This is a genomic window from Methylovorus sp. MP688, from assembly GCF_000183115.1.
Taxonomy (GTDB): Bacteria; Pseudomonadota; Gammaproteobacteria; order Burkholderiales; family Methylophilaceae; genus Methylovorus; species Methylovorus glucosotrophus.
Map to the genome: position 1 here is coordinate 1,380,088 of NC_014733.1, position 14,870 is coordinate 1,394,957.

The following is a 14,870-nucleotide window of genomic DNA, read 5'->3' on the forward strand; positions in this document are numbered from 1 at the left end:
AAGTCATGAAACATACACTTTTAACGATTGAAGCGACAGGAGCGTAATTTGGCCAAGACCGTTGCACTTTTGCTGGGAGTCCATGCGCACCAGCCCGTGGGCAATTTCGAGAGCGTGCTGGATGATGCGCATGTACGCTGCTATGGGCCTTTTTTGCGCGTGTTGCATGAGTACCCGGCATTCAAGTTTGCCATTCACATCAGCGGCTGGCTGCTGGAGTACATGTTGAATAAATACCCGGAAGACATGGCCTTGCTCAAGGAAATGGTGGCGCGTGAACAGGCGGAACTGGTAGGAGCCGGGTTTACCGAGCCTGTGCTGGCTTCTATTCCCGCTCGCGATCGCGTCGGCCAGATCGGCATGCTTTCCACCTGCCTCAAGAAAAAATTGGGGCAGACGCCACAGGGCGCCTGGCTGACCGAGCGCGTTTGGGAAGCCACGGTAGTGCCCGCGCTGTCGGATTCCGGCATCCGTTATGTCATGGTCGACGATTATCACTTCATGTGCACCGGCCGCGGCGGCGACGCGCTCAAGGGCTACTACACTACGGAAGAAGATGGCCGCCAGATTGATCTCTTCCCCATCTCCGAGTCCCTGCGCTATCGCCTGCCGTTCTCCCCAGCCGAAGAAGTGGTGGGCTACCTGGAAAGTCTGGCTGACGACAGCAAGCAGGCGGCTGCCATTTACTTTGATGACATTGAAAAGTTTGGTATCTGGCCCGAAACCTATGAGTGGGTGTATGAGCGTGGCTGGCTGCGTAACTTCATTGAAGGCGTACTGGCTTCATCGATTATCAAACCCATGCGCTACATTGATTACCATGCCATGGCCAAAACTCGCGGCGTGGTTTATCTGCCAACCGCTTCGTACATTGAAATGAACGAATGGACCCTGCCTGTGCCAGCGGCGCATCATTACGCCGATCTGGTCGGGCAGGAAAAATACAATAATCGCTACGAGATTACCAAGCCCTATGTGCGCGGTGGTATCTGGCGCAATTTCTTCATGCGTTATCCGGAATCAAACTGGATGCACAAGCGCATGCTGGCCTTGTCAGAACGCTTTAACCAGCTGCCGGACAACAAGAAAACGGCCGATATGCGCCAGGCCCTGTATGAATCGCAGGCCAATGATGCCTACTGGCATGGCTTGTTCGGCGGTCTTTACCTGCCGCATTTGCGGCGGGCGGTCTATAACGCCATGCTCAAGCTGGAAAGCCTGCTGGACAAGGTGTCCAGTCGTCCCATCAAGGTCATGGAGGATATCGACCTCGATGGTCACGATGAGGTGTTTTTGCATAGTGGTGAGGTGCAGGCAGTGATTCGTCAGGATGGGACAGCCTCCGTCTGTGAATTTGACACCTACCGTTTGCACCACAATTTCGGTGATACCTTGACCCGGCAAGAGGAACATTATCACCGCAAGGTACATGCCCAGCCCGAGCATACGCATAGCGGGGAGGGCATCGCCAATCCGCATGAGCGCCTCAGCCTCAAGCACGAGATTACCCAGGCTGACCTTGCTACGGACAGTTATCGAAAAGTACTGTTTTGTGACTTTGTCATGCACGAGGCCGACAGTTTTACTGGCCTCAGCTACAAGCCTGCTGCGGGTGGCAAAAATGCGGTGCATTACAAAGCCGAACATAAGGGGCTGACTTTCCAGAAGAAAATCAGTGTGCAAGGCGAGTCGCTTGATGTCAGCTATGAAGTAACGTCCAGCGCAAATGGTGTCTTCAAGGTTGAAATCAATCTGGCCATGCCCAGCTGCGATGGTCCCGCCGGTCGGTTTGTCATTGGTGACCACATTCCCGGTGGATTCGGTCAGCCCTTGCAATGGCCTGAACTGAGTCGATTGACCCTGGAAGACGAAGTCCTTGGCGGCGCCCTTCAGCTGGATGTCAATATTCCGTGTCATTTGAATACATACCCGCATTTCAGTGTGTCGCAATCCGAGGCCGGGTTTGAAAAAATCATGCAGGCGGTGACGCTGGAACTGAGCTGGCCATTGAATCAGATGCATGGTCCGCTGACGATCAGTCTGCATGTCAAATAACCGTAAAAGCTGTTGAACAGGGGATGGGCATTTGTTTTTAGGCGTTGATATAGGCGGCACCAATCTACGAGTGGGCGTGGTGCAGCACCACGCATTGATTCATGAGCAGCGCGCACTGGCTGACTTTTCTGGTCTGTGTGCCCGGCACCCCCCGGACGAGGCATGGCGGCAGATTATTGCGACTACGGCGGCTACCTTGCGCCAGTGCCTCATGCAATATCCCCAGGCAAAGGCCGTTGGTATTGGTTTCCCAGGCTTTATTGATCCGGTGCACGGTACCGTAGCGCAGTCGCCCAACCTGCCTGGCTTGCGCAATGTGGACCTGGCTGGTGATCTGTCGGCCGCCATTGGTCTGCCAGTCGTGGTGGAAAACGATGCCCTGGCTGCGGCCTATGGCGAATATGTACTGTGTGATCCCAAGCCACACAGTCTTCTTTATGCCGGGCTCGGTACTGGTGTGGGTGGCGGCATGATCTATGCTGGCCGCCCATTTACCGGCGAGCACGGAGTTGCCATGGAAATCGGTCATTTGATTGTGGAGCCTGGTGGACGGTCATGCGGCTGCGGCAATCATGGCTGCATGGAGCAATATGCATCAGCCAGTGGCATAGCGCAGAGCTACCACATGGCGACCGGTCAGCGCGTGGAGGTCAATGCCATTGCCCAGGCCGCGCGCGAAGGCGGTCAGGCGGCGGTGGAGGCTTTTTCCCTTGCCGGTGCCGCACTGGCACAAGCGCTGGCGCATGTCGTCAAGAGCGTAGACGTCGGGCTTATCGTGATTGGTGGTGGCGTTAGTCAGGCCTGGGACTTGATGGCGCCTGCCTTTTTTACCCGACTGGAGCGCGACATGATTCCGGTGCTCCGCGACAGACTGCGCGTCCAGCCTTCCGCCAGTGGCGATCGCGCTGGCATTATCGGAGCGGCTGCGCTGGCTGAGATCATTCTCGCGTCATCTTCCTGACAAGGGTTTGCCTCAAAACTGCCAGCCAAACTCCGCAAATCTGCCACAAAACTGTCATCTACCGCTGTTAAGCTCGCCTCCGAAAAGGGGGCATCATGAGACAAGTTCATGTACAACAATCGCATTTAAGTGGCTGGGGCGCCAGGGTAGTACTGCAACCCGCACTTGCCGTTCGGGCGGCAGCGCAGGATGAAACAGCCATTTCATCACTGGAATTGCACAAGATACTCAAGCACCGCCAGCTAACGGCGGTCTTTCAGCCTATTGCAGATTTGCGCAGTGCCAGCATTTTTGGACATGAAGGCTTGATTCGTGGGCCTGCCGATACCCGCTTACACATGCCACTTGCCTTGTTTGAAGAGGCGGAGCAGCACCATCTGCTGCTTGAGGTGGAACATCTCAGCCGCCAGGTGGTGCTTGAGTCCTTTGCCCAGCAGGGGGCCAATGTCAAACTGTTCCTGAATGTCAGCCCGGCCTCTCTGCTACAGCCGCACGTCGCACGTGGCGCCACGCTCTCTTACATACATCAGCTTGGGCTGGATCCGCACGATGTGATTATCGAACTCACCGAAAACTCGCCTACCTTTGATTACGATACCCTGCGCCATGCCGCCGAGCACTACCGCAGCATGGGCTTTGAAATCGCCATGGATGACCTGGGCGAGGGCTTCTCCAGCCTGCGTTTGTGGTCCGAGCTGCGTCCGGATTACGTCAAGATAGACAAGCATTTCATTCGCAATATAGACCGGGATCAGGTGAAGCTCGACTTTGTGCGCTCCATTCAGCAGATTGCGCTCAACTCGGGCACCAAGGTGATAGCCGAGGGCATAGAAACCGAAGCCGAACTCATGATCGTGAAAGATCTGAAAATCCCGTATGGGCAGGGCTATCTGATCAATCGACCGCAAGCCTCCTTGCACACCGCATTAAGCCCTGTGGCAGCAGAGCTGATGCAGCGTAATGCCGTGCATGTCTACCAAAGCGCTGCCGTACCCGTGCAGGCGCGTTCCAACATCAGCAAGCTGATACGCTATGTGTCGCCTGTGAGCCCGCAGACCAGCAATGATGATGTGTATCAGATATTTGAAAAGCAACCCTCACTCTATTCGCTGCCCGTGGTGGCGCAAGGGCGCCCAGTGGGGCTGATCAGCCGCTACAACATGATTGATCATCTGGCGCGGCCATATACCCGTGAGCTCTACGGCAAGCGCTATTGCAGCATTTTCATGGATAACCAGCCCCTGATCGTGGACAACAGCCTGAGCCTGCAGGCCCTGAGTGACCTCATCATCAATATGGAGCCACATCACTTATCCAATGGCTTCATCATTACGGAGTCGGGCAATTACCTGGGCATGGGCAGTGGTCACGACCTGCTGCGCGAGATCACCCAGATGCAGATCAATGCCGCGCGCTATGCCAACCCCTTGACCATGCTGCCGGGCAATGTCCCGATCAACGAGCACATGGACAGGCTGCTGCAGGCAGGTATTACCTTTCACGCCTGTTATTGCGATCTTGATTCTTTCAAGCCGTTTAATGATGTGTATGGCTTCCGGCGCGGCGACGAGCTGATCCAGTACACGGGCAAACTTTTGAATGAACAGATAGCCAATGAGCTGGATTTTGTCGGCCATGTTGGCGGTGATGACTTCATCCTGATTTTTCAGAGTGAGGATTGGGAAGAGCGCTGCCTGCACGTTCTGAATACTCTGGCGCAGGCTATACCGGCTTTCTATGATGAGGCAGACCGGCAGCGTGGGGGTATTGCCGCCGAAGACCGGCAGGGGAATCCGCTGTTTTACCCTTTTGTCAGCATGTCTGTCGGCAGCGTCAAGGCGGACCCGGTGGGATTCAGAAGCCATCATGAAGTGGCGGCGGCCATGACAATTGCCAAGAAGCAGGCGAAAAAGATCAGTGGTAATAGCCTGTTTCTGGAGCGCCGTGGCAAATAGCCCATCGCCTGTTGGCGGCTGAGTACACAAAAGACCAACGCCCGGGAGATAATCTTCCCGGGCGTTGCTTTATCCATACCTTTGCCTGCGCGGCTTACACCGTAGAGCAGGCGAGGGGATTAATAACGGGTAGTGGTCGTCACTACCGTGCGGTTTGCACGGCAATTGCTACCGGCAATACCGCCCAGTGTTGCAGCCACAGCACCGAGCAGGAAGGCCAGAAAGCCCCACAAGGTCAGGTGTGCACCAACGCGTGCAGTCTTGTCTGCCGCTACGGCAGCTTTGTCACCCGCTACTTCAGCGGTGTGGTTAATGGCAGCCTGAGCATCCTTGGCAGACTTTTCCCATGCATCCAGCTTTTGCGCAGCTTCTTCCTTGCTGATGCCGGTTTTTTCGGCCATCAGGTCAACCACGGCTTGGCGATCTTCCGGAGTCGCATTGCTGCCTTTATCGACCAGGGTTTTTACCTTGGCATATATTTCGGCTGACTCGCTTTGATTGGCGGCATCCTGATTGGCAGCGGCCTGACCACTTTGATTGGCCGCGTGTGCCAACAGACCTTGCAACTCACGTTCTGCGGTTTCCCAGGAGAAATTGCTGTTGGCAGCTTCTTGCTTGCCTTTGTTGATCAGTTCAGGGGCTGCCGCAGCGGCACCATGTGCTGCACCGCTGACTGCCGAGCTGGCAAGATTACCAACACCCGCCAGCGTTCCGCCGATCAGGCTGCCAACCAGATAAACGCCAAGCAGGGTAGCGGTTGCCCAGGTAACGATGCCATGCAGTGCGCCATCCATTCTGGCCGGCAGGCCTGCCATTTCGCCCGCTACAATACCGCCGACGACCAGGGACAGGAAGAAGGACACGACCCACCATAAGCCAGCGCCCAGGCCAAATGCCTCAGCCGTTGGTGTGCCATTGGCTTGCAGGGGATCAAGCGTGCTGAGGCCGATACCGGCACCCAGCATGCTCAATAAAAACTGGACAGTCAGTGTTACGGCCACGCCTGCAAAAATGGCGGACCAGGAAATAGTTTTAAGGGTAGGTGCGTAGGGGTAGGGCCCGCTTCGTACCGTTGTGGTTTCATCATAGGTTTGTGTCGTTGCCATGGTATTCCTCCAGCTGAATATTGTTGATCTTGGAAAGCACGATCAGCATGGCATGCTGACACGTACCTCATGCAAGGCACTGATGACTCGGTGTTTGCAGTGGGATCATTCTATGATCAGCGCCCAATAACGCCTGTCAGCGTGCTGCTTGAAATCGGCTAGGCAATCTGGAGCCTGGCTATAAGCTGATTCTGACAGGCGCGTAGGTGAATATTGAGTCAAGGCGGGCACACCCCCATGAAAAAAGGCCCCGAAGGGCCTTGGGTGTAGCTAGTTTGCCGGAAGGGCTTCGGCTGGCGGTTCCGCCTTGTCTTTGCGATCAGGCATTTGCGCCAGAATCTGGCAGGCAACCGTGCTGAGGTAAGGCAGGGATTGCAGCGCCAGCATGGTGACCCATAGCTGGGCATCTGCATTTTCGATGCCACGCGAGTAAATCATGGCGGCAGCGGCGACAATCAGCGCCAGCAACAGCAGGATTTCTTCACGGATGGGGGTGATCAGGCTGCGCTTGCCGGTGCCCTTGCCTTTGGCGGTTGTCTTGAAAACGCCACGTTTTTGTACCAGCCCCGCAATAATGCCGCGGGCAATGGCATGCGAAAGACCCAGGCTAGCAAGCGAAGCGCCAAAAATATCCATCCATTTGCATTCCTTCATGGTCTTGCGATAAAGCACCGGCCCCAAGGCGCCCTTGACCACGAGGAAGCACAAGATCGGCGTCAGCATGATAGGCACCGGCAGACTGAAGGATTTGGGGAAGGCCAGCATGGCCATGGTCCAGCCGATGGAGCTCAGCGTGAATACCAATTGCAATGCATCGCCCAGCCAGCCAAACCAGCCGGTCAGGAAGTGATAGCGCTGACCAAAATTGAGGGTAGAGGATCCCAGCAACTTGGGCATGTGACGTTTCAGGATCTGCATGGCGCCAAACGCCCAGCGGAAACGCTGCGATTTCAGGGCGTTAAAATCGGAAGGTGTCAGGCCGCGACCAAAGGTTTCATCGATGTAGCGCAGCTCATATTGCTCTTCAAGCAGGCGCAGGCCGAGCTCGGTATCTTCACAAATGCACCACTCGGACCAGCCGCCCACGTCCACCAATGCCTGATGGCGCACCAGTGTCATGGTGCCATGCTGAATAAGGGCGTTACGCTCGTGACGATGGTGCATGCCAATGCGGAAGAAGCCTTCGAACTCCCAGTTGCTCATGCGGCGGAAGAAATTGTTTTCCCATTCACGGTGGGCTTGTGGCGCCTGTACCACGGCCACTTTTTCTTCGCTGAAATGCGGCACCAGCGCACCCAGCCAGTCGGGGGTGACGACGTAGTCAGCATCCACCACGCCGATGACTTCGGTGCGTGGATCGGTCTGTTGCAGGGCAAAGTTGAGTGCGCCTGCCTTGAACCCAGGCCATTGCGGCAGATGGAAGAACTTGAAGTTGTCCGGCATGTTCGCCATGTAGGCTTCCACCGGCTTCCACTTGCTTTCATCCTTGGTATTGTTGTCGACCACAATCACTTCAAAATTGGTGTAATCGAGCTTGCCCAGGCTTTCAATGGTGGCAATCACCATCTCCGGCGGCTCGTTGTAGCAGGCCAGATGCACGGAGACGAATTTTTCCTGATCAGCCGGTAGCGGCTTGGCACGTTTGAATGCACGCAGCCAGCCACCCTTGAACATCACCTCGCTGAACTCGACGCCGTAGATCATCAATACGGCGGAGGTGAGCGCCATACCCACAATCAGACCAATCAGCACGATAAAGTCACGCAGGCTATAGTAGTAGTCGCTCGGCAGGTTGTAGGCGATGACCAGCGTCGTGATACACGCTTGCAGCAAGATCGCCATGGACAAGCGGCCACCCAGGCCCCAATGCCGGAAACGGTAGGCAATGAAGAGGATAGGCAGGAAGCCCAGGAAGGTAGCCCAGCTGGCTTTGATCAGCCAGCGCGTATCGGTAGGTACGGCACCTTGCAGCGAGTATTTCATCTGGCGCTTGCCATCAAACATGCCCCAGTACGCACCAGCCCAGCCTTCAACCTTGACTTTCCATGGCTGGTCGATGGCTTCCATCAGGTAGTAGTCGTAATTCTGGTAAGCGCTTTTTGCCAGGAACTCGCGGACAAACTGCGCCTGATTCACCTTGGAGGCTACCGCAGCGCCAATGGCTGGACCTTCGCTCGGCCAGCCGATTTCGCCAATGACAATCTTCTTGCGCGGGTACTTCTCCATCAGCTCCTGATAGCGTTGAAATGCATAGTCAACAGCTTTGTCCGCAGGCACGCCCTCGTGGTAGGGCAGCAAGTGCACCGTAATGAAATCGACATGGCGCACCAGCTCGGGGTTTTTCAGCCAGACGTGCCAGGGTTCGGCGGTGGATACCGGAACATTGACGTTTTCACGCACCTCATCCAGGTAGCCTATCATTTGCTCCACCGTGAGGTCGGCGCGCAGCAGCGCTTCGTTACCGATGATCACCCGTTCGATTTGCGGATAGGTGGCAACCTGTGTTTCCAGAGCAGCAATTTCGCGACGATTATCACCGTCGTTGCCTTGCAGCCATGCACCCGCTGTTACCTTCATGCCCAGACGCGAAGCCAGTGCCGGGATTTCAGCCAGTTCCAGGGAGCCATAGGTTCGGATGCGATTGGTGTAGTTGTGCAGCATGCGCAAGTCGCGCATCAACTCGGCACTGCTGGGGTACTTTTTATCCAGCGGGCTTTGGTCAAGCTGGTAACCACTGTAGGCGAAGCCACGTACCAGTGGTGGGGCATCAATCAGCTCAAGCGTGCCATTGGTGGCAGCCCATAATCCGAAATGCGCAGCGGCGATGGCGGCTGCAAACAGCAGCGGGGTGACAAAACGTTTGGCAATAGTCATTAGGCGTTCAGCGTTTTAAGTTTGTGTAAAAGGGTAGTCCGCGGCCAGGTGGCATACGTCGTCGCCAGCACCAGTAGCAACCAGGCAATGGCCTGACGGTTTTCTGTTTCGAAGGCAATGCAGGCCACCATGGCGGCCAGTGCCAGCAGATTGATCGCCTTGTAAGGCCGCCATGTATTGCTGCGGCTGATGTTCAATATGGTCAGGCCAATGGCCAGCTGGATAACCGGCAGCGCATACAGCGGCAGCGGGAAATCACGATAGCGACCATCAATCTCGAACAGCCAGCGCGTGGCAAATGGATCGGTCAGCCCAAAAATATTCACGATCTGCAATGTCGGCAGGCTCAACATGCAGCAGGTAAATACGCCAATGGCAATCAGCCACATGCACAGTTTGATCAGCTTGTTACCACTGTCCGACTGCCGTTTGAACTGGGTCGGGATCGCAATCAGCAGCAGTATGCCGGCGATGGTGATGCCGCCTAGCAAGCTCCACTCCAGAGTGTTGCGACAGGCCTCGATCAGGTATTGCCATTGCAGCTTGGCACTCAGCCCGGCAAGTGCACCCAATAGGCCAGAACCAATCAAGGCTGGCAGACGACGTTCGTCAGCCAGCAAGGTAAACAGGATCAGGATCACAGCGCCAGCTGCCAGCCAGATGGCAAGCTCGGCAGGCTGGTCATGACGCTCGCTGACCGGGCCGTTAAACGGGAACTTGGGCTCAAGATCCGTGGTGTAAAGCCCCCAGTAGCCGCCGACCGCGCCTTCCAGTTCGCGCTTCCAGGGTTGATCCATGGCTTCAATCACATTGTATTGCCAGCCATTGTGCTGGGCGGTGCTGACAAAGGCGCGGATGTATTCGGCCTGATTAAGCAGGCTGGGCACCGAGCCATTGCGCTGACGCCCAACAGAAGGCCAGCCAGTCTCGCCGATCAGCAGCGGCTTGGTGAAGCTCGCCTGCAGGCGCTGCATCACGCCAGTCGCATGGCTGATCGCACGCTCAATCGGTTGCGGATCATCTTCCCAGTAGGGCAGCACATGCACGGTGACAAAATCTACCGAGCTTTCCAGTTCCTTGTGCTTTAACCAGAATTCCCACACATCCGCGTAAGTAATCGGCACATGCGTGGCGGCTTTTACCTGGTCAAAGTAAGCCTTGAGCTGCTCGGCTGTTTGTTCTTTGCGCAGCAGTACTTCATTGCCAATGACCATGGCGCGGATCGCCTGTGGATACTCATTGGCAAGCTTGATGGCCAGTGCAACCTCGCGATCATTCTCTATCTTGTCGGCGCCTATCCAGGCCCCCATCAATACTTTAAGACCCAAACGCGCAGCCGCTTCAGGAACATAATCCAGGCCCTGGCTGACTGAATAAATGCGTACACATTCAGAGCGCTTTGCCAGCAACTCCAGATCACGGTCAATTTGTTGACGGCTGATCACGGTGCCTTTGATGAAAGGCGTCTGGTCTTTGCCATAATACGGAGCATAGGACACGCACTGCAGTTTGCCGCTTTCCGGCAGCGTGGCTTCCGTCAGGTTCACTGGCTTGTTTTGTGACCACAGCCATGCAGCGAGTAGAACAAGCAGGCTTAAATTGAATATACTGTATATCCACAATCGTGGAGTGCTGACGTTAGGCATAGGTTCCCGAGCGGTAGGTGTTGGACTCTTGGTGACATCTAAATAATGAATGACTGACGCAGGGCGTGCAAATCCTTCCGAATGATAATGCAGGAGCCCGCTTTAGACAAAATGAAACCTGCAAATACCTGCTGAAGCGCGTGGCTTCGCGGTACAATAGCAAAGAATTGTAAATGACTGGTAGAGAAAACAACCCAATGAAAAACCTCATTTTGGCCATCGCATTACTGGGCGTTGCCAGTGTTGCGCAAGCAAAAATCCCTTTTTCCGGCAAGAATTACAGTGGTGTGTATGAATGCAAAGGCAATAATGATCAAGTAGGCGATTACACGGTTACCGCCACCTTGCGCCTCAACAATGTCAGCAGCTCCGGCACGTTTGGCGCATACCATTACGAAGTTGAAACCGAGAACTCGGTAACGTATCGCGGGCAGGTGGCAGCAGACGGCAATCGCCTCGCCATCAGCTTCAATTTCTCCGAAAAGAAAAACCTGGATCACAGCACTGGCGTGGCCTTAGTTAAAAAGAACGCGCAGGGTCACTGGACTTTCCGCCGTCTGTATTACGAAGGTGATGATAACGGTGGCGTATACGGTAGCGAAAATTGCGTACTGAAAGCACCGCTGGCAACCATCGTAAAACCCAAGGATAAAAAGAAATAATCAGTTCAGCATTCCTGATGCATAAATAAGGCGCAAGTCAGGCGCATAAAAAAAGCCCGGTATATCCGGGCTTTTTTATTGGGTATCAGCTTTTGAAAACAAGTGAATTGCCAAGAGGCGAATTTGAATCTATGTGGATAGGTATGCACTTCCACGTAGCGGCCTGATCGCAAACTGCTGGAGCAAGGCGGCAAAGCCAGCGCCGCCCAGCGCGCTAAACTCGGCGCCACGCGCGTGGGCAATGGGGTCGCTCGCTGGGGCTTTACCATCTGGCAGGGCAGGGTGACACATCAGCACTGGCATGCCACCAGCGTCTTGCGCTTGTTGCAGGCAGATACGCAGCCGGTCGAGGTAAGGCATTGCGGTGTCATGGAAGTCATAAACACCCAGCAGGCGACTGCTGCAATGCAGGCCTTGCTTGGTGGCGTCGCGCTGCAGTGCCTGCGCACCCAGGCCGCGAATGATGTGGCCTTTCAGACCATCAGCCGATGGCGGGTTGGAAATACGCAACCAAGGGCCGTGCTGACCGTAGCGCTGCTGGATGATCTCAAGCAGCGATTGGCGTATCTGCGGAAGCTGATGTACATGCTGATGACCATCGATATAGTCGGGTCTGGTACCCAGCGCCTCTTCAAAACGGTCAAGTTGTGCCTGAATGTTCTGGCGAATTGCAGGGGCTGACAGGCTATGCAAAAAGGTACGCAGGATAAGTCGGGAAAGAGGCTGACGCACAGGCGCGCCGAATTCCGTAAAGTCGAGGTGCAGGCCGATATCCGCTTTCTGCCGGATATCAAGAGTCAGCGCTTTGGCGGCCTCTGGCCAGCGCGGGCTCATGACCATGCACGATGTGGCAGTCAGCCTGCCCTGGCGAATCAGTTCCAGAATGCCATCATCAACTGCCTGATGGTAAGCATAATCGTCGGCGCTGATAACCAGGGGATGCGTCACAGCTTACTCGCTCGTGCCTGCAGTTTCGTTCTCGGTGGGCGACGACTGCGCTTTTTGTGGGCTTATTACCTCGGCCACGATGTAAGGCGGACGCCCTTTGACTTCATCGTAGATGCGGGCCAGATACTCGCCCAGAATACCGATGAACAGCAGTTGCACGCCTGAGAAGAACATGATGCTGGCGATGGTCGTCGGCCAGCCAGGGATCGATTCATGCATAAATAGCTTGTCGATAACCACCGTCATACCGTAAATGAATGCCAGCAATGCCAGTATGCCACCTACCGCGCTCGCCAGCCGCAATGGAATGACCGAAAAACTGGTAATGCCTGTCCACGCCAGGCTCATCAGCCGCAGGCGCGAAAAGGCACTTTCACCATGCAGGCGAGGCAGGGGCGTGTATGGAATGCCAATGGATTTATAGCCCACCCAAGCATACATGCCTTTCATGAAGCGATTGCGCTCGGGCAGCGCACGCAAGGCGTCCACGACTTTGCGATCCATCAGGCGGAAGTCACCTGCATCGCGCGGGATATGAATCTGCCCACCCAGGCTGATGGCGCGATAAAACAGGCGTGACCCCCAGCGCTTGAAACGTGACTCCACGGCGCGATCATTGCGCACCGCATAGACCATGTCGTATCCCAGTCGCCATTGCGCCAGCATCTCCGTTACCAGCTCAGACGAATGCTGACCATCCGCATCCATGCACACCACAATGTCGCCCTTGGCATATTCCAGCCCCGCGCTGATGGCGTATTCCTTGCCAAAATTCCGCGAAAAACGCACCAGGGTGGTGTTCAGGAACGGCGGCATATTGCGCACGATCTGCGCGGTGCGATCCCGGCTACCATCATCGATCACGACGATATCCCAGTTAGGGCTTAGCTGGTTCAGCTGATTGGCAATGTTTTCCAGGGTCAGGTGTATCGCGGCCTCTTCATTGAAGGCCGGTACGATCACCGTAATGTGTGGGTTAGCGCAGGCGCGGTCTAGTACCATAATTGTCGACTCATGAGTCCGGGTTAATGAGGGGCAGGGCGAGGGAAACGATACTTGGGATGCAGGTTACGCCTGTCCTTGACCACCGCCAGAATAGCGCCCATGCGTTCCACCGTGCCAATAATCTTGCCTTGCAACACTTTATCGCAGTTCATATTGGTGCTGGAAATAAAAAAGTCCGCACTGACCCAGTCGCTTGTGATCTGGAAGCGATGATCCAGATAGGCATCACCCTGTATGGATTCCGCGCATACCGCCACTTTGTAAGGTGCATGATTGAGGCCATCTCCGGCCTGCTTGTCTACAGCCTGCAGTTCAGGGAGCTTGTCTTCCAGTATCTCCGCGGCCTCGCGCAGGCTGCTTGACCAATAATCGCCTTCCCAATGGCTTTCTGCATAGGGCATCGAACCGGCCAAACGGTTGTAGTAGATATATTCATACGGGTGAAGCTGCACCATGGTGACGGTCGTTGCCAGCGTAAGGGCAGTCACGACACCGGCACCCAGCCATCTCAGCTTGGGTGTTTTTGCCAGTGCATCCCAGCTCATGCTGAGACCCAGGCCCGACAGAATGGCAAGCGGGGGAATCAGGAAGGTGAAGTGGCGCACGCCGTTATACAGGGCAGGTTTGTCCAGCAAAATGAACACCAGCGGGAACAGGGCTGCCACCGCGACCAGCAGCCATGGCAGGAATTGCCGGGATTTTGGGCGCCATTCACGCAGATGGAACAAACCGATCACCAGCATGGCGAGCAAGCCCAATAAAAATACCTCCGGGAGCCGCACCAGCAAATAGGAAGGCAAGTATTCGCGCGGCACTTCGCCTATCTTCATGACCTCACCATCCATCACGGTCAGCATGTTGAAAGCAAAATGGGAAAATGCCTCTGCCGCTTGCAGTGGATGGTCGGGCGACATCACGCCCCAGGGCCAGAATAAAGCCATGAGCGCAAAGGCCGTGATACCTGCTGGTAACAGGCGCCAGGCGGAGGTCAGCCAGTAGCGCCATTTTTCGCCAAAGCCAGGTCCGGCGATCCAGCCGCCGATCAATACAGCCAGCAGCAGATAAAACACAGAGAACACGCCACCAATGCGTAACCCCAGCGCACAACCGACGGCAATGCCCAGCTTGATGCACAAACCCAGGCTGGGGGTGGGCAGTTGACGAGACAAGCGCATGGAGTAATACAGGGCCCACACCATGCAGGTGGCAAACGGAACATCCTTGGTGTGGGTAAACATGGCGCCTGTCCATGCACCCGTAATGGCAAGAAGTACCGCTACGATAAACCCGCTGCGCTCATTGCCCAGCAAGCGGGCTGCCTTGTAGGAAGCAATGATGCCGGACAAGCCGAATGCGGCCGAAAGCAGATGGCGCAGATCCCAGATCCAGATCGGCACGAATTTTTCCAGCACGGCAGCTACCAGATCAAAGAAGCCGCCATACAAATAGAGATTGCGATAGTGGAACGCATCCTGATCGGTAAACCCGGAGGTATAGAAATCCAGCAGCAGGCGCCCATAAATATGCTGGACCTCTTCATCATTACTGATGCCGTATTGTTCAAAGGTCAGCAGAATAAAAAGCCCAAGGGCAATCAGAAGAATAATCGTCAGGCGACGGAAAACCGATGGATTAAACAATTGAGTTTATGGCACTAG

The 14,870-nt window shown here is 55.4% G+C and carries 10 protein-coding genes; 4 read left to right on the top strand and 6 right to left on the bottom strand.

The annotated features are described in order from the left end of the window. Positions 1-48 precede the first annotated feature (48 nt). From MPQ_RS06615 to MPQ_RS06625, 3 genes are all read left to right on the top strand, one after another. Positions 49-2,055 carry an alpha-amylase/4-alpha-glucanotransferase domain-containing protein gene (locus MPQ_RS06615; protein WP_013442132.1) on the top strand — a complete coding sequence of 669 codons (2,007 nt, stop codon included), beginning with the start codon at positions 49-51 and terminating at the stop codon, positions 2,053-2,055. A 31-nt stretch (positions 2,056-2,086) separates the two neighbouring features. Then, a complete protein-coding gene (locus tag MPQ_RS06620; RefSeq protein ID WP_013442133.1) occupies positions 2,087-3,016 on the top strand; it encodes an ROK family protein in 930 nt (309 codons plus the stop codon). 95 nt (positions 3,017-3,111) lie between these two features. Further along, positions 3,112-4,971: a GGDEF domain-containing protein gene (locus tag MPQ_RS06625; RefSeq protein WP_013442134.1), complete on the top strand. Its 1,860-nt coding sequence runs from the start codon at positions 3,112-3,114 to the stop codon at positions 4,969-4,971. A 119-nt stretch (positions 4,972-5,090) separates the two neighbouring features. On the opposite strand, the gene MPQ_RS06630 is transcribed toward MPQ_RS06625, so the two are convergent. From MPQ_RS06630 to MPQ_RS06640, 3 genes are all read right to left on the bottom strand, one after another. Continuing rightward, positions 5,091-6,077, bottom strand: coding sequence for a hypothetical protein (locus MPQ_RS06630; protein WP_013442135.1), 987 nt, complete (start codon positions 6,075-6,077; stop codon positions 5,091-5,093). 270 nt (positions 6,078-6,347) lie between these two features. Beyond that, positions 6,348-8,951: a glycosyltransferase gene (locus MPQ_RS06635; RefSeq protein ID WP_013442137.1), complete on the bottom strand. Its 2,604-nt coding sequence runs from the start codon at positions 8,949-8,951 to the stop codon at positions 6,348-6,350. Further along, complete coding sequence (locus tag MPQ_RS06640) at positions 8,951-10,597, bottom strand: beta-1,6-glucan synthase (protein ID WP_041362134.1); 1,647 nt, start codon at positions 10,595-10,597, stop codon at positions 8,951-8,953. Before MPQ_RS06640 ends, MPQ_RS06635 begins: the two co-directional genes overlap by 1 nt. A 197-nt stretch (positions 10,598-10,794) precedes the next feature. Here MPQ_RS06640 and MPQ_RS06645 point away from each other — a divergent pair, with 197 nt between their 5' ends. Continuing rightward, positions 10,795-11,259, top strand: a complete 465-nt coding sequence (locus MPQ_RS06645; RefSeq protein ID WP_041362136.1) for a hypothetical protein — start codon at positions 10,795-10,797, stop codon at positions 11,257-11,259. A gap of 129 nt (positions 11,260-11,388) precedes the next feature. Here MPQ_RS06645 and MPQ_RS06650 read toward each other — a convergent pair whose 3' ends face one another. Genes MPQ_RS06650 through MPQ_RS06660 form a run of 3 tightly spaced genes read right to left on the bottom strand, consistent with a single transcriptional unit; the run spans position 11,389 to position 14,852 of the window. Next, a complete protein-coding gene (locus tag MPQ_RS06650; RefSeq protein ID WP_013442140.1) occupies positions 11,389-12,207 on the bottom strand; it encodes a ChbG/HpnK family deacetylase in 819 nt (272 codons plus the stop codon). Positions 12,208-12,210: 3 nt separating this feature from the next. Continuing rightward, on the bottom strand, positions 12,211-13,209 hold the full coding sequence (locus tag MPQ_RS06655; protein ID WP_013442141.1) for a glycosyltransferase family 2 protein: 999 nt from the start codon (positions 13,207-13,209) through the stop codon (positions 12,211-12,213). A gap of 23 nt (positions 13,210-13,232) precedes the next feature. Beyond that, entirely contained in the window at positions 13,233-14,852 is a 1,620-nt protein-coding gene (locus MPQ_RS06660; protein WP_013442142.1) for a glycosyltransferase family 39 protein, read from the bottom strand. Between the last annotated feature and the right edge of the window lie 18 nt (positions 14,853-14,870).